Here is a 19,959-nt window from a genome sequence, read left to right as displayed (position 1 = left end):
GATTTTTCCTTTATACCGCTTGTGCGTAGGGTTGATGGCGTCGGTGTAGCGCGTGCCAGAAAGTGTCGAGCGCATCATCAATGCGATTGGCCAGTTGTTGATCCAGCTCTGGCTGGCGGTCGTAATTCACTATTTGCGTATCGGTGGCAAACACCCCATGCAGCACTTCCTGGGCTTTCAGCGCATTCAATACCGGCTTGAGCGCGTAATCCACGGCCAGTAAATGGGATGCACTACCTCCGCTGGCCAATGGCAACACCACTTTGTGTTCCAGGGCGCGTTCTGGCAGTAAATCAAGCAGGGTTTTCAGCGCACCCGAAAATGAAGCTTTATAAATAGGAGTGGCAACAATCAGTCCGTCTGCCAGCGCCAGGTCGGCTTTCAACGCGTTGAGGGCTGGGGAGTCAAAGCGCGCATAGAGCAGATCGTCCGCCTGAAAGTTGTGAATATTCCAGGGAATGACTTCAACACCGCGTGCTTCCAACGCGTGTTGGCACAGGCTGAGCAGTGCAGTAGAGCGCGATGGGAAGCGAGGGCTGCCCGCCAGCGTAATAACTCGCATGGTCACTCCTTATAACTGAAAGTTATTGATTATCTAAAATTGAGAACTGATACGTTCAATACTGGCAGAGCGCGTGCGCGGGTATAAATGATTTATCTGGCAAACTTAAGCCGAAATATGGGATTGGCGGGGAGGAGATGTTAGTGAAAGGCATGCCGTGTTCTGGGCTAAGGATATTCTGAAAACTCAGTGAGGTGAATGCTTCTCACTTAAGCACGGGCGTGAGTATCACTCAGGGGAATGATTAATTTGGATGAAGTTTCTTATTTATAGAGTGTTTGAGAGAGAAAATGAAGGATGAATGAATCTTTCAAACGATAAAAGAATATTTTTCTTTTACGAATGAAAGAGTAGTGGGGGAGTGAACAGACCGAAGTGTTTTTTTTGAGCGGTAAGTCATTTTAGGAGGGGTGTTTCACTCTGGTAAATAATGGATTAATTCGTGATTAAGTGTTTCCAAAAGCGTGCAAACATTAAAAACAAGGCATGCCTTACTCCTGTTCTGGCTAAAAATCGTTATCTTTATTCTCGATGCTTTAGCCCTGGTGCAGAAAGTTTTAACAATTAAGATTAGGGTGACGTCTGGAAGGCCGATAAAAAATGAATTCTCTGCCCTTAGCCTGTTTATAATCTGTTGAGATTAATTGCGCTAAAAATCTTCATCAGCTTGTCTGTTATTTTTTACTTGAGCATTTCATTGGGAAAGGTTCAGGTTTTCATCTTTTATTGGGGATATAAAATATGGAACGCTTTTCTCCGGATCACGATGTGTCTGGCCCAGCGATGAACGCAGGGCATGAAGATCGACTGCTATCAGATTTAACCCTTCGCTGCTATGAGCTCCAATCGGTTATCACCTCTCAACGCTTTAATTTGGTCAATACAGACCCTGACAGGATTGCAGGTTTGAATGAGGATGACTTCTTACTGTTTGCACCCGCTGGCTTTACGCCTGCAGACGCACTGTTGCTGGAGGTCGCTAAATGCAACGATCAGCGTCCTGAGCTGAACTGTTTTATCCAACCTCTGTCCCCTCAGCACACCCTTAAAACGGGATTGCAGTCTTCATTACAACTCTTTCAGCAGTTACAGACCGGGCAGCATTGGTGTCAACATTACCTCGTCATCCTGCGTGTTGCGCTTGTTTACGCCGCAACACCCTTGAATCGCATGCGGGATGTGATGCTCGCTGGGTTGATTAATACGGAGTCCGTCTGGGTACTGGATACCTTAAATAGCGCCAGTGACGAAAAAGAGTGTGCCACGTTAAGCTATCAACAGTTTATGCAAGAGTATGAAAAATTGACCCGAATGACGCATTATCTGCCTGAAAGGAATGCTTATCGGCAAAGTTATTTAAGGGGCGGATTATTGAACCTGATTCAGCAGGACTTAAATCATACAGACAAACTCTCTGATAATGTGCGGCACGCCATTCACTATTTCTCAGAGCAGTTTCCTGCACAGGGTGTCATGGAAAAACTCATGTTGAAACAACCGGACATCTATTTCAATCTGATGAAAGTCAGAAAAACCTCTGTTGTATGAGACCAACGTTGGTTTTAAGAATTAGTCCCGTGTGCGCCGAGCTTTTTTTATGCCACGCTAATTCTCCTTGAGAAAAACCTGACACCAAAACACTTATGTCGATTAAACGTAACGCGATTGCCAACTATGTTGGCCAAATCTATCTGACGCTGTCAGGTATTTTGGTGGTACCACTTTATATTCAACATTTAGGAATGGAAGCTTACGGTCTGGTCGGCTTCTTTTCTATTTTATTGACGTGGTTACAACTGCTGGATGCCGGGGTTTCTACTACCTTGATGCGTGAAGCTGCGCGCTATCGTGCCAATCAAGCCGAATTTGTCTGGTTCCCGGCACTGTTTGCCACCTTGACGCGATTCTTTCTGATTTCAACGCTGATCCTTGTGGTACTGGGTTGGATTGCCACGCCGTGGATTGCCGCTCATTGGCTCAATGCGCAACATCTGCCAGCCAGGGATGTGGTGATTGCGGTTGGCATTATGGTCATTACCGCGGCCATACGCTGGCGTACCAGCCCGTATCGTAGCGTGATTGTCGGATTTGAACATCAGGTCTGGCTAAATGGCGTTAACCTGATCATCACCACTTTGCGTACTTTTGGTGCCGTGGTGGTGATTCAGTTTTTCCCTAACCCTGTGCTGACCTTCTTTATCTGGCAATTCCTGGTATCGATTGCCGAAGCGGCATGCTGTATCTACAAATCCTGCCAACTGGTCCCACGTTCCGCGCGCAAAGAGAAGCGTGATGACCTGAAAGGAGTATTGCGGCCCTTTATTCGTTTTGCGCTCAGCGCGGCCTACTCCAGTGCGGTCTGGACCTTTATTTCACAGATTGACCGACTGGTCCTGTCCAAAACCCTGCCGCTGAGCCAATACGGTTCGTTTACCGTGGTGGCGACCGCGGCTACCGGCATTCTGCTGCTCAGCAGCCCGATCATGCAGGCGATTGTGCCGCGCATGACCGGCATGAAAACCCGTAATGAAGGCGATGCGGAAGCGCTAAAACTCTATCGCTATACCACTCAGGCCGTCGCGATATTTATGGCGCCGCTCAGTATGACCATTGCCTGCTACGCCGGACCGCTGCTTTGGGCCTGGACCCAGAAAACCCAGATTGTTGATGAGATGTCATTTGTGCTCAGTCTTTACGCGCTGGGCAGCGGCATTCAGGCCATCTGTGGCCTGCTGTATCACCTGCAATACATCAACGGCAATCTCAAATTGCATATGCAAGGCTTCAGCGTGTTCGCATTGATTTTGGTACCGCTCAACATCTGGTGCGCGATGCATTTTGGCGCGCTGGGTACCGGATGGTTGTGGCTGGGGCAAAACATCTTCTATTTAGTGGGTTGGGCATGGCTGGTCCATCGCCGTTTCGCGCCCGGTCTGCATTTCACCTGGCTCACGCGTGATGTGATGTTGATTTGGGCGGCATCCGCGCTGATGGCCTGGTTAAGCACCTTCTTGCCTATCGACTGGAATCAAAACCGTTGGATCAACCTGCTGTGGTTAGGCCTGATTGGCGCAATCAATCTTGGTGTGTGCTGTTTGCTGCATAGCCTGGTGCTAAAGCGTCTGCGCTTGCCGTTATTCAATGTTGAGGAGAGAGGATGAGAATGTTGACATCTCGCCGCGTGCCGACCGTTTCTGTCATCGTGCCAAACTGGAACTGTGCCCCGTGGCTGCCAGAAGCGATGGGTTCGTTGTTACGTCAATCATCACCGCCCGATGAGATCATTATCATTGATGACGGTTCCAGTGATAGCAGTGTGGCCTGGCTCACCGCTTTCGCTGCTGCGCATCCGCAGGTCACACTGCTGAGCGGTGAACGCGGCGGCGTCAGCGCGGCGCGTATGAAAGGACTCGCCGCAGCCACCGGTGATTTTGTCTATTTCATGGATGCGGATGATTTCGTTTCGACTGAACTGTTTGCTGATTTTCGACGGGTACAGGCCAGGCATCAGGAGATTGATCTGTTCTGTTTTGGCGCGAAGATGTTTCTTGATCTGCCTGTGGCGCAGCGCCAGTATCAACGTATTCATCAACGTCATGTCAGTGGTTTATTGCCCGGGGGCAGGGCAAGTCTGCACATTTTGCTGCAACACCAGTCGGCACATCGCGTGGTGTGGAGCTCGATCATGTCGCGACGTTTAATCGATCAGCTGGCGTTGCAGTTCCTTCCCATTCAGAACCACGAAGATGCGCCCTGGATGTTTGCGCTCTATATGGCCGCGCGTCAAATCTACTGCACCAGCCAAAGCTACTACTACAAGCGCTTCATGCTCAGTTCATTGTCACAGAGCACGCGTGACTTTTCGTGGGTAAAAAATTACTTCATTGCGCGACAAAGCAGCGAGCAGTTTTTACGCGACCAGCAGCAACCCGTTGATGAGTTGTTGTTGGATGATTACTACCAGACGGTGATGAAGGGCTGTCTCGCGCAAATCCGTAAAAATCACATGACCGTGCCCAATGAATGGCAGGCTCCGGTGAATCAAGTGGTAAGTAAGATGCTGCAACAGGATGCGCGCCTGAAGCTGCTGTGGTATTGCCCGTCGATTTACCTCGGATTGCAAAATGTTCGTGAACAGGTTGGGCGCTATTCTGCACGTCGCTGACCGTGATCAATTCTCCCGCTGCTGATTAAATTTACTTTTGCGCCAGAGGCCTTTACCATTCTGGCGCACAAATTTTCGTGCACCCGACTTCTTCGCTTCCGCCATTCAGGAGAGTGCATGTTATATCCTATCGTCCGGCCGGCGCTGTTTAAGCTCGATCCAGAGCGTGCGCACGAACTCACCTTTCAACAATTACGTTTTATCAGCGGAACGCCGCTGGAAGGACTGATTCGCCAGTCGCTGCCGTCACGCCCGGTGACCTGCATGGGATTGACTTTCCCTAACGCGCTGGGGCTTGCTGCAGGCCTCGATAAAAACGCAGAGTGCATTGATGCCTTTGGTGCGATGGGTTTCGGCTTCGTGGAAGTCGGGACGGTGACGCCACGTCCACAGCCTGGCAATGATAAGCCGCGCATGTTCCGTCTGGTGGAAGCGGAAGGGATTATTAATCGCATGGGCTTTAATAATCACGGCGTCGATCACTTAGTCGAGAACGTTAAAAAAGCGCGTTTCAAAGGTGTGCTCGGTATCAATATTGGCAAAAATAAAGATACGCCAGTGGAGCAAGGCAAAGACGATTATCTGATCTGCATGGAAAAGGTGTATGCCCATGCTGGTTATATCGCCATCAATATTTCATCGCCAAACACACCTGGATTACGCACGCTGCAATATGGCGAAGCGCTGGACGATCTGCTTTCGGCGATCAAATTAAAACAAAAAGAGCTGCAGGAACGGCACCTTAAATATGTGCCGGTCGCGGTGAAGATCGCGCCGGATCTTTCTGAAGAAGAATTGATCCAGGTTGCCGACAGTTTGGTGCGCCATGAAATTGACGGTGTCATTGCCACGAATACCACGCTCGATCGTGCTTTAGTTGCTGGACTTAAATATGCCGATGAGATGGGTGGATTAAGTGGCCGTCCGGTACAGTCACGCAGCACTGAAGTGATTCGCCGCTTGTCGCAAGAGCTGCAAGGTCGCTTACCTATTATTGGCGTCGGTGGTATTGATTCACTGGTTTCCGCTCGTGAAAAAATGGCCGCAGGGGCCACATTGGTGCAGATATACTCTGGCTTTATTTATAAAGGCCCAGGTTTAATTAAAGATATCGTGACCCATCTCTAAGACATTTCCCACTTTCCCGCGCCGGGGGGTTTATTTATCCCTTCGGCTCGTTTATATTTTGTCCTGCTGATGTTTTTTTCAGCTTTTCCTTAGAGCTTTATTTTTTCATTGAGCGCCATTTAGCGCAGCGATTAACCACAGGGCACATCATGAAAATCAAACCTGATGATAACTGGCGTTGGTATTTTGACGCAGAGCACGATCGTATGATGCTGGATTTGGCCGATGGCATGCTATTTCGTTCGCGCTTCTCGCGTAAAATGCTGACACCGGATGCCTTTAATGTCAGCGGGTTTTGTGTCGATGATGCCGCGCTTTATTTTACCTTTGAAGAGCGTTGCCGACAGAGTGGATTAAAAGGCGACCAGCGCGCGGAATTAGTCTTAAACGCATTAGTCGCGAGTCGTTTTTTAAAACCGCTGATGCCAAAAAGCTGGCATTTCACCAGCCATACCCAGAGCTGGCAACCCGCATCAGGCGATATGGTAGCCGTGACGCTGGCCGATAGCGGCGAACAGGCGCAATTGCTGGTGGTCGAGAGTGGCGAAAATGCGGCGTTGTGTCTGCTGGCGCAAAATACATTATCGGTAGCCGGTAAAGGTATGCAGTTAGGCGATGCCATTAAGATCATGAACGATCGTTTGCGGCCGCATCAGCAGGAACAAAACGCCCACTTTGCGCGGGCGGTTTAAGCGTTTAAGCCAGAACAATATCGCCTGCTGGAATACAGCTACAACTGAGAATCGTTCCGTCTGCGCGCACTGCGCTCTGTTTCAGCGCTTTCACTTCGCCCGATACCAGCGTCACCTTGCAGCTACCACATATCCCGGCACGACACGAGTAGGGAATGCGAAAGCCCTGCATCTCCAGTTGTTCGAGTAGCACTTGCTGGTTGTCGCCGGTAAATTCACTGCCCTGATAGCCAATGATCACTTCTGCCTGTTGGCTGGCAGCCGGTTTGAGGGTTTCCACCACCGCGCCCGCTCCGTAAGCTCGCGGTGTCTGACGAGCCAAAACCGTCAGCTCATCGCCGACGCGGATCACGCCGCTGTTGCGGGCGATCAGATTCAGACCGAAATCGATATCTCCGCTGCCGTCCTGACCGCTGCGGAAACGTTGTAACGTGGCCAGGGGTTCACCTTCGGGATGTTTGCGCCCGCTTTCGGTACCCACGGTGGTGAATACACAGCGGCTGCAGGGCTTGGGCATATCAAAAACAATCTCGCCGATTTTAACTTGCTTCCAGCTGTCTTCATCCCATGCGGCTGCGCCGCTGACCACCAGGTTAGGGCGGAATTGCTCAACGCGAACGCTGGCCGGGCAACGCTGCTGCAGATCCTGCAGTGACGACATATTCACCAGCAGGAAGGGAAAACCATCCGCGAAACTCAGCGATACCTCATCAAATTTTTTCACCCGTCGCGTGGGAGCCACACCGGTCCAGCGCAATTGCACCGGACGCGGAAAGAATTCACTCAGCCAATCATTGATTTCAGCGGGCGCAATATGCGAGGTGAAATGATTCCCCCAAACTTCAGTGGGTGACAATTGTGCCGTGAAATCGCTGAAGCGAATTAAGGCCTGGCTGCCATCCGGGGCATTTAAAAATAAGCCATCCGGTAACAGCGCAGGAGTAAAACGCACCATGTCCGGATACTGTCGCGCAGTAATAAAAGTGCCGTCCAGTTCGGTCACCATGAAGATGCGATCAAACGCCAGACCACTCTCCAGCACCTGTGCATGAGACAGTTGCAAACCGCGCATCGATTTGACCGGATGAATATAGAGGCGAGAAAGCGTAATCATCGAAACTCCAACAGGACAAAAAGAAGCTAACTTTATGACATAGGACGCTGATTCGCTATAATGCGCAACAATTTTAGCAAGAGTAAAAAGTGACGATATGAATTCTCTGTTTGCCAGTACGGCGCGTGGGCTCGAAGAGCTGTTAAAAACTGAGCTGGACGCGCTGGGTGCGCAGGATTTGCAGGTGGTGCAGGGCGGCGTCCACTTCCGTGCCGATGACCGTGTGATGTACCAAAGCCTGCTGTGGAGCCGACTGGCTTCGCGTATTTTGCTGCCGCTGGGAGAATTTGGCGTCTGGAGCGATCTCGACCTGTATGTGGGCGCGCAGAGCATTCCCTGGACCGAGATGTTCGACAGCAGCACCAGCTTTGCAATTCACTTTAGCGGTACCAATGAGGTGATCCGCAACAGCCAGTTCGGTGCATTACGTATCAAAGATGCGATTGTTGACAGCTTTACGCGTCAGAATCTGGAGCGTCCAAGCGTGGATCGTGAACAGCCAGGCATCCGTATTAATGCGTGGCTGAATAAAGATCGCGTGAGCATCGCACTGGATCTGAGCGGCGATGCGCTGCATCAGCGTGGCTTTCGTCAGCAAACCGGTCAGGCACCGCTGAAAGAGACGCTGGCGGCCGCGATAGTGATGCGTTCTGGTTGGCAGAGCACCACGCCATTGATCGATCCGATGTGCGGTTCTGGTACTTTACTGCTGGAAGCGGCGCTGATGGCTACCGATCGCGCGCCGGGCTTGCTGCGTACTCATTGGGGTTTCAACCGCTGGAAAAACCATAATCAGGCGGTCTGGCAGGAAGTACTGGCTGAGGCGAAAGAGCGTGCCCGTGTGGGGACGGCGGCCACAACCGCGCGCTTCTTCGGTTACGACAATGACAGCCGCGTGCTGGAATCCGCGCGAGCCAATGCGCGTCGTGCTGGCGTGTTCGAGCTGTTCACTTTTGCCCAGCAGGATGTGATTAAGCTGAAGAACCCGCTGGCGGGCCAGGAGATCACCGGCACCGTGCTGAGCAACCCGCCTTACGGCGAACGTCTGGAAAGCGAACCCGCGTTGATTGCGTTGCACAGCCTGCTGGGACGCATTATGAAACAGCAGTTCGGCGGCTGGAATCTGTCTCTGTTTAGTGCGTCACCGGAATTGCTGAGCTGTTTGCAGCTGCGCGCCGATCGCCAGTTCAAAGCCAAAAACGGCCCACTGGAATGTGTGCAGAAAAACTATCAGCTGGCCGCAACCAGCGGTGAAGGTAGCGCGCAAATTGCCGAAGACTTTGCCAACCGTCTGCGTAAGAACATCAAGAAGCTGGAAAAGTGGGCGAAGCAATCCAACATTGAATGCTATCGCTTGTATGATGCCGACTTGCCGGAATACAACGTCGCGGTAGACCGCTACGGCGACTGGGTGGTGATTCAGGAATATGCACCACCTAAAACCGTGGATGCCAATAAAGCACGTCAGCGTCTGTTTGATGTGATCAGCGCGACGCTGAGCGTGCTGGAGATTCCGGCCAATCGACTGGTGATGAAAACCCGTGAGCGTCAGAAGGGTAAAAATCAGTATCAGAAGCTGGGAGAAAAGGGCGACTTCTTCGAAGTACAGGAGTTTGACGCGCGTCTGCTGGTGAATCTGACCGATTATCTTGACACAGGTTTGTTCCTGGATCACCGTCTGGCCCGCCAAATGCTGGGCAAAATGAGCGCGGGTAAAGACTTCCTTAACCTGTTTGCCTACACCGGCACCGCCAGCGTGCACGCCGGGTTAGGCGGCGCGAAAACCACCACCACCGTGGATATGTCTCGCACTTATCTGGAGTGGGCCGAGCGCAACCTGCGTCTTAACGGTCTGACCGGACGTCAGCATCGACTGATGCACGCCGATTGTCTGAGCTGGCTGCGTGACAGTGACGAACAATTTGATTTGATCTTCATCGATCCGCCGACTTTCTCGAATTCCAAACGAATGGAAGATGATTTTGACGTGCAGCGTGACCACATGATGCTGATGCAGAATCTGAAACGTCTGCTGCGTCGCGGTGGCACCATTATGTTCTCGAATAACAAGCGCGGTTTCAAAATGGACCTGGACGGTTTAGCCGCTCTGGGCTTACAGGCGCAGGAAATTACCCAAAAAACGTTGTCGCAAGATTTCGCACGCAACCGTCAAATTCACAACTGCTGGCTGGTTAGCCACGCCGGTAAGGAATAAGTTTTATGTCACTGATCAGTATCCATGGCGCTTACCTCTCATTCAGCGATGCGCCGCTGTTGGATAACACCGAACTGCACATCGAAGAGGGCGAACGCGTCTGTCTGGTGGGCCGTAACGGTGCCGGTAAATCCACATTAATGAAAATCATCAATGGCGAACAACCGCTGGATGATGGCCGCATTATTTACGAACAAGATTTAGTGGTGGCGCGCCTGCAACAGGACCCACCGCGCAACATTACCGGTTCAGTCTACGATTTTGTGGCGGAGGGCGTTGCGGAGCAGGCTGAGCATCTGAAAGCTTATCACGCGATTTCTCATCTGGTGATGGAAGATCCGAGCGAGAAAAACCTCAACGAAATGGGTCGACTGCAAACCATTCTGGATCATCAGAATTTGTGGCAGCTCGATAGCCGTATCAATGACGTATTGCAGCAGATTGGTCTGGAAGCTGACACTGAGCTTTCCTCACTCTCCGGTGGCTGGCTGCGTAAAGCCGCGCTGGGCCGTGCGCTGGTGAGCAATCCACGCGTGCTGATGCTTGATGAACCGACTAACCACCTCGATATTGAAACTATCAACTGGCTGGAAACCTTCCTCAAGGCCTTTACCGGCAGCATCGTGTTTATCTCGCACGACCGTTCGTTTATCCGCAATATGGCGACGCGTATTGTCGATCTCGACCGCGGTAAACTGGTTTCCTGGCCGGGCGATTACGATCAATTCCTGCTGGGTAAAGAAGAAGCACTGCGCGTCGAAGAGATGCAGAACGCGGAGTTTGACCGCAAGCTGGCGCAGGAAGAAGTCTGGATTCGCCAGGGCATCAAAGCGCGCCGTACCCGTAATGAAGGCCGCGTGCGCGCATTAAAAGCGCTGCGTCGTGAACGTTCAGAACGCCGTGATGTGATGGGCAAAGCCAACATGCAGGTCGGCGAAGCCGCTCGCTCAGGTAAGATTGTATTTGAGATGGAAAACGTCAATTACAGCGTGGATGGCAAAACGCTGGTGCGCGATTTCTCCACTCAGGTGCAGCGCGGCGATAAGATCGCCCTGATTGGCCCGAACGGCTGTGGTAAAACCACCTTACTGCGTCTGATGCTGGATGAGTTAAAAGCGGACAGTGGTCGCGTGCACTGCGGGACTAAGCTGGAGATCGCGTACTTCGATCAGCACCGTGCTGAACTGGATCCGGATCGTACCGTGATGGATAACCTCGCGGAAGGTAAACAGGAAGTGATGGTCAACGGTAAGCCGCGCCATGTGCTGGGCTATCTGCAGGACTTCCTGTTCCATCCGAAGCGTGCGATGACGCCAGTGCGTGCGTTATCCGGTGGTGAGCGTAACCGCCTGCTGTTAGCGCGTTTGTTCCTGAAACCTAGCAACCTGTTGATTCTCGATGAACCGACCAACGACCTTGACGTGGAAACGCTTGAGCTGCTGGAAGAGCTGGTGGATGGTTATCAGGGCACCGTGATGCTGGTGAGCCACGATCGTCAATTCGTCGATAACACCGTGACCGAATGCTGGATCTTTGAAGGCAACGGTGAGATTGGTGCCTTTGTCGGCGGCTATCACGATGCGCAGTTGCAGCGTAGCGCCTATAAGCAAACCAAGTCCGCTACGGTGAAAACCGCATCCGCTGCGCCCAAAGCGGCAGAGAAAAATCAGGAGCCAAAACGTAGCGCGAACAAACTCAGCTATAACCTGACGCGTGAACTGGAACAGCTGCCGCAAAAACTGGAGCAACTGGAAACACGTATCGGCGAACTGCAGGCGAAAATGAGCCATCCGGACTTTTTCAGCCAGCCGCACGACAAAACTCAACCGGTTCTGGATGCGTTAGCGCAGACGGAAAAAGAGCTGGAAGTGGCGTTTGAGCGCTGGGAAGAGTTGGAAGCGCTGAAAAACGGCGCGTAACACAGAGGAAGTCAGTATGTGTGCAACGGATCAGACGCACCAGTGGATGCTCTGTCCACAGTGTGATTTAACCGTAAAATTGCCTGCCGTGCCGGTGGGCAGTCGCGCGCGCTGCCCACGTTGTCATACCACGCTGACCGCTAACTGGCATGAGCCGCGAAAACGTCCTACCGGGTACGCTTTCGCGGCACTGTTTATGCTGGTGCTGGCGAATCTATTTCCCTTTATCAATATGCATGTGGCCGGGCTGAGCAGCCAAATCTCGCTGCTCGAAATTCCCGCGGTGATGGATCGTGAAGATTACCGCAGCCTGGCGACACTGTTTCTGCTGTTTGTACAGGGGATTCCCGCATTCTGCATGATCACCATTCTGCTGTTGGTGAATCGCGTGCGTATGCCGCACAGTCTGCGCCTTGGGCTGGCGCGTATTTTATTCCAGCTGCGCAGTTGGGGCATGGCCGAAATCTTTATGGCTGGCGTGCTGGTGAGCTTTGTGAAGCTGATGGCCTACGGCGAAATTGGCCTTGGCAGCAGTTTCTGGCCGTGGTGTCTATTCTGTGTATTACAGCTGCGCGCATTTCAGTGTGTGGATCGGCGCTGGGTGTGGCAGTGCATTCAGCCACTGCCGCCTTTGCCGATGGTGCCGCAAGCCGGAATCAGTGGGTTGAAGCAGGGACTGCGCAGTTGCCCTTGCTGTACCGCTATCTTATCTGCCGCGCAGGCCGAGTGTCCCCGCTGTGGCGTGGTGGCTGCAGCGCGACGGAAGCACAGCTTGCAATGGACGCTGGCGCTGTTGATCACTTCGGTGATGCTCTACATTCCCTCGAACATTATGCCGATTATGGTGACCGAGACGCTCGGCTCGCAGTATCCCTCGAACATTATGGCCGGGGTGATTCTGCTATGGAGCGATGGTTCCTGGCCAGTGGCACTGGTGATCTTTATCGCCAGCATCATGGTGCCATCGCTCAAGATGCTGGCGATTGCCTGGCTTTGCTGGCACGCCAGTGGTCGCGGTCGACGTGATGATGAGAAAATGCACGTGGTGTATGAGGTGGTGGAATTTGTTGGCCGCTGGTCAATGATTGATGTGTTTGTCATCGCTGTGTTATCCGCGTTGGTGCGGATGGGGCAGCTAATGAGTGTTTACCCTGCGCCAGGTGCGCTGCTGTTTGCCATGGTAGTGATTCTTACCATGTTTGCAGCGATGACGTTTGATCCGCGCCTGATTTGGGATCGATTACGGGAAACTGAACGAAAGGAGCCGCGTCTTGACGGACAACCATCACGGGACTGCTAAGGTCGACCAGATTAAACGCTGGTCACCGGTCTGGATCGTACCCATCGTCACGCTATTCATTGGTGGCTGGATCTTATTTTATCATTTCAGCCATCAGGGTCCGGAGGTGACGTTGATCACCGAAAGCGCTGAGGGTATAGAAGCCGGAAAAACCACCATTAAGAGCCGCAGTGTCAATGTTGGCGTAGTGGAAAGTGCAGTATTAACTGACGATCTGCACCATGTGGAGATCAAAGCACGCCTCAATTCCGGGATGGAAAAACTGTTGCATGGCGACAGCGTATTCTGGGTGGTGAAACCGCAAATCGGGCGCGAAGGGATTACCGGTCTCGGCACATTACTCTCGGGTGCCTATATTGAATTGCAGCCAGGTACGAAGGGCGATCAACCGGAGCGCTATCAACTGCTGGATGCGCCACCTCTGGCACCGCCGGATGCCAAAGGCATTCGCATCACACTCGACAGTAAAAAAGCCGGACAGCTTAATGCGGGCGATCCGGTGCTGTTCCGTGGCTATCGCGTGGGTACGGTGGAATCCAGCACCTTTGATACCGATAAACGCATGATGACCTATCAACTGTTCATCGCCGCTCCGTACGATCGTCTGATCACGACCAATGTCCGTTTCTGGAAAGACAGCGGTATCGCCGTCGATATGTCTGCCTCGGGCATGCGGGTGGAAATGGGTTCACTGACGACGCTGTTTAGCGGTGGCGTTAGTTTTGATGTGCCAGATGGCGCGGAGCTGGGGCAGATCGCCGAAAATAAAGCGGAATACCATCTGTTTGACGATCAGCGCAGCATCCAGGATTCGTTATATACCACCCACACCGATTTCCTGCTGTTCTTTACCGATTCGATTCGTGGCTTGCAGGTAGGCGCACCGGTTGAGTTCCGTGGCATTCGTCTGGGTACCGTCTCGCAAGTGCCTTACACCATTCCAGGTGTCAATCAGGCGTTGAATAACGATTATCGTGTTCCGATATTGATTCGTATCGAACCGGATCGCTTTATCAGCCGTCTGGGCGGAGATTTCAATCTTGAGCAGCATCTGCAGGATGGCAAGAAGCGGGGTCTGCGCGCTACGCTGAAAACCGGTAACCTCTTGTCGGGTGCGCTGTATATCGATCTGGACTTCTATGACAACGCGCCGGCGTATAAAGGTCCAAATGAGATTGCGGGCCTGGAGGTGATTCCAACGGTCAGTGGTGGATTAAGTCAGATCCAGCAGAAACTGACGGCAGCGCTGGATAAGATCAACGGTCTGCCATTAAATCCGATGATCACCGAAGCGACAGGCACCCTGAAAGAGAGCCAGCGTACGATGCAGCAATTGCAGAAAACCCTGGATAACCTCAATCACATCACTGCCAGCCCGGCGATGAAAACGCTGCCAGAAGATATGCAGCAGACGCTGCGCGAGTTGAATCGCAGCATGAAAGGCTTGCAGCCGGGTTCACCGGCTTATAACAAACTGGTGGGAGACATGCAGCGACTTGACCAGGTGCTGCGCGAATTGCAGCCGGTGCTGAAAACGCTCAATACCAAGAGCAATGCATTGGTGTTTGAAGCCAAACCGGGCCAGGATCCCCAGCCAAAGAGGGCGAAACAGTGAAAAAAGGGCTGATTATTGGTGCGTTGCTGCTCCTGGCAGGTTGTAGCAGCACCATCGAAAACACCTATTATCAACTGCCTGCGGGCAGCAATGTCGCGCGTGTAGACAGCGCATCCAGCGGCAACCAGCCAATGATTTGGGTCGAGCAGGTATCGGTTCCGGATTATATGGCAGGGAATGGTTTGGTGTATCAAACCAGCGATGTAAAGTATGTGATTGCTGCCAATAACTTGTGGGCCAGTCCGCTGGATCAACAACTACAACAGACATTGATCAGCAACCTCAGCAAAGCACTGCCGGGCCGAATTGTTGCCAGTGCTCCGTTAGGTGAGAGCCACGATACTTTGACGGTGAATGTGACCGGTTTCCAGGGTCGCTATGATGGCCAGGTTGTGGTGAGTGGAGAATGGCTCCTGCAACATCAAGGGCGCTTAATCAAACATGGCTTTAATCTGACTCTGCCGCAAAACGAAGATGGCTATGATGCGCTGGTGCGTACTCTGGCTATCGGCTGGCAGCAAACAGCACAACAAATCGCAAAAAGTGTCATTTCGCTAAATTAAGATTTGTTCGATGCTTATGCTAAGTCCCTGATTTGCCGTTGTGTGACGGACATCAAATCAGGGGCTTTTTTTATCGTCTTATCAGCCAGATATACACGGAATTGACAATTATAGATGTCATTTTAACGTCAAAATGATGACATTGGCGTGAATTTTGCGCATTGATCTTTCTTCGGTCTGGAGTTAGAACATTACTGTGGTTGAACATTATATCGCCACTCTTTCTTTCCACCCAGAATCCACCAGACCTGAAATGAGGGAATCGAGGCATGAAGAGACAGAAAAGAGACCGCCTGGAACGTGCACATTCACGAGGCTATCAAGCGGGTATTACTGGCCGCTCAAAAGAGATATGCCCCTATCAAATGATCGATGCGCGGTCTTACTGGTTGGGAGGTTGGCGTCAAGCCATGGAGGACAGGTCGGCGGTGGCCTAGCACTGTCGGATGTCCATAAATGAAGGAAGAAACCTCCGCTGAATGCGGAGGTTTTCGTTTGGGGAATTAGAAAGCAGATGTGTCTTTAAACAGGCCTACTTTCAAATCTGTCGCGGTGTAAATCAGGTTACCGTCAACGAAGACTTCACCATCAGCCACGCCCATCACCAGCTTGCGGTTGATCACGCGCTTGAAGTGAATTTTATAAGTGACTTTCTTCGCGGTTGGCAGTACCTGACCGGTGAATTTCACTTCGCCCACACCCAGTGCGCGGCCTTTACCTTCAGCGCCTAACCAGCCGAGGTAGAAGCCAACCAACTGCCACATGGCGTCAAGGCCGAGGCAGCCAGGCATGACCGGATCGCCTTTAAAGTGGCAATCGAAGAACCACAGGTCAGGGCGGATATCCAGTTCGGCTTCCACAAAACCTTTGTCAAATTTACCGCCGTCTTCGGTCATCATGACCACGCGGTCCATCATCAACATGTTATCAGAGGGAAGCGGCGGTCCATTTTCGCCAAACAGTTCGCCGCGACCTGAGGCAACCAGGTCTTCTTTGCTATAGGATTCGCGTTTATCTACCATGTTCTCAATATGCCTTCTTTTAGTGAAGCCCGAATATTAGCGAACAGTTGTACGCTGGGCAAATCAATCAGCTGTGGTTAAACCAGTTGAGCCAGCGCAATGGCCACGGACGATGACGAATTTCCTGCTGGTTCAGCTGTGCAATACGTTCCTGAATGGTATTGAGCAGTGACTCGCCGCTCTCACTTTGCCATGCGATGCCGGTTAATAAGGGTAACGCTTCATCCACGCTTTCAATTGCCCAGATGTGGAATTTCTCTTGCTTCACCGCATCAACCACAGCTTCGCTGAGGCTCAAATGGCGCACATTACTGGCTGGCAGAATAACGCCTTGTTTACCGGTCAGCTCGCGTGACTGGCAAATGCTGAAGAAGCCTTCGATTTTTTCATTCAGGCCGCCAACAGGCTGCACATTACCAAATTGGTCTACGGAACCGGTCACCGCAATATGCTGGCTTAGTGGCTGATTGGCCAGTGCACTAATCAGCGCGCAGAGTTCGGCCAGTGAGGCGCTATCACCATCCACTTCGGAATAGGATTGTTCAAACACTAACGAGGCTGAGAAGGGCAGCTGTTGCTCGAGTTCAAGTTCAGCGATCAGATAAGCTTGCATAATCATCATGCCTTTCGCATGAATATTACCGCCCAGCTCGGCTTTACGCTCAACGTCAGTGAATTCGCCATCCCCCGGATGAACAACACAGGTGATACGTGACGGCTCGCCCCACGGACGCGGATGACCAGGAAACTCCACTACAGACAGACCGTTAATCTGTCCCACCACTTCACCTTCAGTTTCAATCATAATCTGATTGAGCAGAATTTCGTCACGCATGCGGTCGGCCAGGTAGCTTTCACGCCATTCGCGCGCTTCCAGTGCTTCTTTCAATGCTTCAGCATTCATGACGTCACCGTGCAGCGCGGTTTCCTGCAGCTGACGGCGTAACCAGCGCGGGCAGAGCGGCAGGGTTTCTTGATCGCCCGTGAAGCGAACCGCCTCATTGATCAAGAGCGGCCAGAAATCGGCTGCAGGCTGGTCCAGACCGGCTTGTTCAGCTTGCGTGAGCGTCCACTGGCACCAGAAGGTCATGTCCTCTTCATCAGTGATCTGCAGGTTCTCTTCGAACTCGCTGTAGAGTGCCATTTCATGCACTTCTGCATCCAATTCCTGGAAGCTGGCTAGCGCATCACGATCGCCACAAAGTACCAGGCGCAGTTGCAGCGGCAGGGAAGGGATGGCCACTGGCAACGGATGGCGTTCGTCCTGCGAATACCAGTCAAAGCGGCCTTGCTCGATGCACTTACGCAGACGCAGCCATAGCAGTGGTTGAGCCAGTAGCGTATTCACGGACAGGATTAAAGTGCCGCCATTGGCTTGATGAATCAATCCCGGCTCGGGCTGAATACGATCTTTGTACTGACGCACACAACCAAACAGCTGTTCTGCTTCAATCCAGTCGGCAAAGTGAACACCGCCCTGACTGGTGAATGGCCGGTTAGCATCGCTGGGCGGCATCAGGCTGACCGTGTCACCCATGACATGATAGTCACCGCCATACAGCGCGATCTCTTCGGGCTGGAAGCGCTGTGCGGCTTCGGCGATGCACGCGAGGTAATCGCTGTTTTCCTGACTGCGTAATAGCAACAGAGGAAAACCTAAGGTTTGATGATGCAAATGCGCCAGCGCATTCAGCAGACGCGGCTGAACCGCGGCAAGACTATCGCTATCTTCCAGTGAGACGTTTGAAAAAATGGATTGGTAGCGGATGCTATCCGGCTGCAGGGCTTGCCACGTAATTTGAGTGCTGGTCAAAATATTCGCATTAGTCAGATTTAGGAAAAGCGCGATTATACAGGAATCAACCTTGTTAAGCACTGCGGAGTTCCAGCCCGAAATGTGATGACCGCTACATGTTTTTCCTTGCTGCATCCGGGAAAAAAGCTGTTATTCTTAGTTTGTTACGTGATCACGATGAGATTCCGATGAAATACCAGCAACTCGAAAATCTTGAAAGTGGATGGAAGTGGAAATACCTGGTGAAAAAGCATCGGGAGGGTGAATTGATCACCCGTCATCTTGAGCTCAGCGCCGCGCAGGCTGCGGTGGATGCCTTACTGGCGATGGAAAATAGTCCAGTAGAGGTAGCGGAATGGATTGCTCAGCACATTCACCCCGATCTCGAGAACCGTCTGAAGCAGACTATTCGTGCGCGCCGTAAGCGGCATTTTAATGCGGAACATCAGCATACGCGTAAGAAGTCGATCGATCTGGAATATCTGGTGTGGCAGCGTTTGGCAGGATTGGCACAGCGTCGCAGCAACACGCTATCAGAAACCATTGTGCAGTTGATTGAAGATGCCGAGCGCAAAGAGAAGTATGCCAGCCAGATGTCAACGCTTAAGCAGGATCTGCAGGCGATTTTGGGTAAAGGCGGATCAGAGAACGAATAGCGCTAATGTGTGCACTATGATGGTGTTGTTAGCCAGTTGAAAAGAGATAAAAAAAACCCCGCAAGAGCGGGGTTTTTTATTGCGTGATAACTTAAGCCTGTGGCTGAGTTACAACGTCTTTGATACCTTTCACGTCGATTTCAACGCGACGGTCTGGCGCCAGGCAGTCGATCAGGGCATTACGGCCTTTCACGCTGTCACAGGTGTTGCCAGTCACTGGGTTAGATTTGCCCATACCGCGTGCAGAGATCTTGTTAGAAGGGATACCTTTAGAGACCAGGTAATCAACTACAGACTGAGCGCGTTTTTCAGACAGTTTCTGGTTGTACTGCTCTGAACCGATACGGTCAGTGAAGCCCAGAACAACAACAGAACCGTCTTTAGGATCCATTGAGCTCAGCTGGCTGTACAGCTGATCCAGAGCCTGCTGGCCTTCTGGTTTCAGAGTCGCTTTGTTGAAGTTGAACAGCACGTCAGACTTCAGAGTGAAACGCTTGGTTTCTACAACTGGCGCTGGAGCTGGTGCTGGAGCAACAACTGGTGCTGCTTCTTCATCCTGACCGAAACGGTAAGACACGCCGACGCTCAGCATGCTGTTGTCTGGACGCGCACCAACGGTACCTGCGTCACCGATGTTGTTAACCCACTGATAGTCCAGGCGAGTCGCCCAGTTTTTGGTCAGTGCGTATTCAACACCAACTGCAGCCAGCGGAGAAACGCCGGTGTCGTGGTTGCTGATACGGTCGCCAGTGTTCAGGTTGGCCTGCTTAGAGTCTGCGCGCCATACCATGCCACCCAGACGGGTGTACACATCAAAGTCTTCAGTGATTGGGTAGCTCAGTTTCGCTGCCAGCTGAACGCCTTGTGCTTTGAATGCGCCGTTAACTTGGTCGCCTTTGTTAGGCATGCGGCCTAACCAGTCGTAGCCCAGCTCGAAGCCCAGGTATGGGTTAGCCTGGTAGCCCAGGAATGCACCAGCACCAAGCTGAGATTCGTGAGTTGGACCGTCGTTGTTCGCGTAACCGTTACCGTAGTAACCAGTATCGTGATACTGAGACCAGCCCAGTTTAGCACCGGTGTACCAGGTGTTATCTTTAGGAGCGGCCTGCGCTACGGTAGCGAAGCCAGCCAGTGCCACTGCAATTGCGATAGCTGTCTTTTTCATTTTTGCGCCTCGTTATCATCCAAATAGGCAATGAGCAAAAAGGTTGCT

The 19,959-nt window shown here is 52.0% G+C and carries 17 protein-coding genes; 12 read left to right on the top strand and 5 right to left on the bottom strand.

Annotated elements, in window-relative coordinates:
* Window positions 1-10: 10 nt before the first annotated feature.
* Window positions 11-562, bottom strand: coding sequence for an NADPH-dependent FMN reductase (ssuE, locus tag WFP70_RS22430; RefSeq protein ID WP_337024456.1), 552 nt, complete (start codon window positions 560-562; stop codon window positions 11-13).
* A gap of 741 nt (window positions 563-1,303) precedes the next feature.
* On the opposite strand from ssuE, the gene WFP70_RS22425 reads away from it, so the two are divergent.
* The 5 genes from WFP70_RS22425 (at window position 1,304) to WFP70_RS22405 (ending at window position 6,547) form a co-directional block, all read left to right on the top strand.
* On the top strand, window positions 1,304-2,110 hold the full coding sequence (locus WFP70_RS22425) for a hypothetical protein (RefSeq protein WP_160868962.1): 807 nt from the start codon (window positions 1,304-1,306) through the stop codon (window positions 2,108-2,110).
* A gap of 95 nt (window positions 2,111-2,205) precedes the next feature.
* Window positions 2,206-3,723: a lipopolysaccharide biosynthesis protein gene (locus WFP70_RS22420; protein WP_337024457.1), complete on the top strand. Its 1,518-nt coding sequence runs from the start codon at window positions 2,206-2,208 to the stop codon at window positions 3,721-3,723.
* Between the two features lie 2 nt (window positions 3,724-3,725).
* Window positions 3,726-4,727 (top strand): glycosyltransferase family 2 protein, encoded by a 1,002-nt coding sequence (locus WFP70_RS22415; RefSeq protein WP_249221621.1) that lies wholly within the window; start codon window positions 3,726-3,728, stop codon window positions 4,725-4,727.
* A gap of 117 nt (window positions 4,728-4,844) precedes the next feature.
* Window positions 4,845-5,855 carry a quinone-dependent dihydroorotate dehydrogenase gene (gene pyrD / locus WFP70_RS22410; RefSeq protein ID WP_034820474.1) on the top strand — a complete coding sequence of 337 codons (1,011 nt, stop codon included), beginning with the start codon at window positions 4,845-4,847 and terminating at the stop codon, window positions 5,853-5,855.
* Window positions 5,856-6,004: 149 nt separating this feature from the next.
* Window positions 6,005-6,547 (top strand): cell division protein ZapC, encoded by a 543-nt coding sequence (locus WFP70_RS22405; RefSeq protein WP_034820471.1) that lies wholly within the window; start codon window positions 6,005-6,007, stop codon window positions 6,545-6,547.
* 4 nt (window positions 6,548-6,551) lie between these two features.
* On the opposite strand, the gene WFP70_RS22400 is transcribed toward WFP70_RS22405, so the two are convergent.
* On the bottom strand, window positions 6,552-7,661 hold the full coding sequence (locus WFP70_RS22400; protein WP_058959667.1) for a YcbX family protein: 1,110 nt from the start codon (window positions 7,659-7,661) through the stop codon (window positions 6,552-6,554).
* A 97-nt stretch (window positions 7,662-7,758) separates the two neighbouring features.
* Between WFP70_RS22400 and rlmKL the strand changes: the two genes are divergently transcribed.
* The 6 genes from rlmKL to rmf all read left to right on the top strand — a co-directional run bounded on the left by rlmKL (window position 7,759) and on the right by rmf (window position 15,710).
* Window positions 7,759-9,876 carry a bifunctional 23S rRNA (guanine(2069)-N(7))-methyltransferase RlmK/23S rRNA (guanine(2445)-N(2))-methyltransferase RlmL gene (gene rlmKL / locus WFP70_RS22395; RefSeq protein WP_337024458.1) on the top strand — a complete coding sequence of 706 codons (2,118 nt, stop codon included), beginning with the start codon at window positions 7,759-7,761 and terminating at the stop codon, window positions 9,874-9,876.
* A gap of 5 nt (window positions 9,877-9,881) precedes the next feature.
* Window positions 9,882-11,795, top strand: a complete 1,914-nt coding sequence (locus WFP70_RS22390; RefSeq protein WP_097119304.1) for an ABC transporter ATP-binding protein — start codon at window positions 9,882-9,884, stop codon at window positions 11,793-11,795.
* Window positions 11,796-11,811: 16 nt separating this feature from the next.
* Entirely contained in the window at window positions 11,812-13,095 is a 1,284-nt protein-coding gene (gene pqiA / locus WFP70_RS22385) for a membrane integrity-associated transporter subunit PqiA (protein ID WP_337024459.1), read from the top strand.
* Window positions 13,067-14,710: an intermembrane transport protein PqiB gene (gene pqiB, locus WFP70_RS22380; RefSeq protein ID WP_211728177.1), complete on the top strand. Its 1,644-nt coding sequence runs from the start codon at window positions 13,067-13,069 to the stop codon at window positions 14,708-14,710. Before pqiA ends, pqiB begins: the two co-directional genes overlap by 29 nt.
* Window positions 14,707-15,273 (top strand): membrane integrity-associated transporter subunit PqiC, encoded by a 567-nt coding sequence (gene pqiC, locus WFP70_RS22375; protein WP_166931966.1) that lies wholly within the window; start codon window positions 14,707-14,709, stop codon window positions 15,271-15,273. The genes pqiB and pqiC overlap by 4 nt, the downstream gene beginning before the upstream one ends.
* A gap of 269 nt (window positions 15,274-15,542) precedes the next feature.
* On the top strand, window positions 15,543-15,710 hold the full coding sequence (gene rmf, locus WFP70_RS22370) for a ribosome modulation factor (RefSeq protein WP_007887362.1): 168 nt from the start codon (window positions 15,543-15,545) through the stop codon (window positions 15,708-15,710).
* A 66-nt stretch (window positions 15,711-15,776) separates the two neighbouring features.
* Here rmf and fabA read toward each other — a convergent pair whose 3' ends face one another.
* On the bottom strand, window positions 15,777-16,295 hold the full coding sequence (gene fabA, locus WFP70_RS22365; RefSeq protein ID WP_034820448.1) for a bifunctional 3-hydroxydecanoyl-ACP dehydratase/trans-2-decenoyl-ACP isomerase: 519 nt from the start codon (window positions 16,293-16,295) through the stop codon (window positions 15,777-15,779).
* Window positions 16,296-16,362: 67 nt separating this feature from the next.
* On the bottom strand, window positions 16,363-18,225 hold the full coding sequence (locus WFP70_RS22360; protein WP_337024460.1) for a Lon protease family protein: 1,863 nt from the start codon (window positions 18,223-18,225) through the stop codon (window positions 16,363-16,365).
* Window positions 18,226-18,278: 53 nt separating this feature from the next.
* Here WFP70_RS22360 and matP point away from each other — a divergent pair, with 53 nt between their 5' ends.
* Window positions 18,279-18,746, top strand: coding sequence for a macrodomain Ter protein MatP (gene matP / locus WFP70_RS22355; protein WP_141399037.1), 468 nt, complete (start codon window positions 18,279-18,281; stop codon window positions 18,744-18,746).
* Window positions 18,747-18,837: 91 nt separating this feature from the next.
* Here the strand turns inward: matP and ompA are convergent, their stop codons facing one another.
* On the bottom strand, window positions 18,838-19,911 hold the full coding sequence (gene ompA / locus WFP70_RS22350) for a porin OmpA (protein ID WP_337024461.1): 1,074 nt from the start codon (window positions 19,909-19,911) through the stop codon (window positions 18,838-18,840).
* Window positions 19,912-19,959: the final 48 nt, after the last annotated feature.

It is taken from the genome of Pantoea sp. USMM079 (genome assembly GCF_037153115.1).
Lineage (GTDB): Bacteria > Pseudomonadota > Gammaproteobacteria > Enterobacterales > Enterobacteriaceae > Pantoea > Pantoea communis.
Note: the sequence above shows the minus strand (reverse complement) of the source record. Positions and strands in the feature narration are given on the sequence as shown.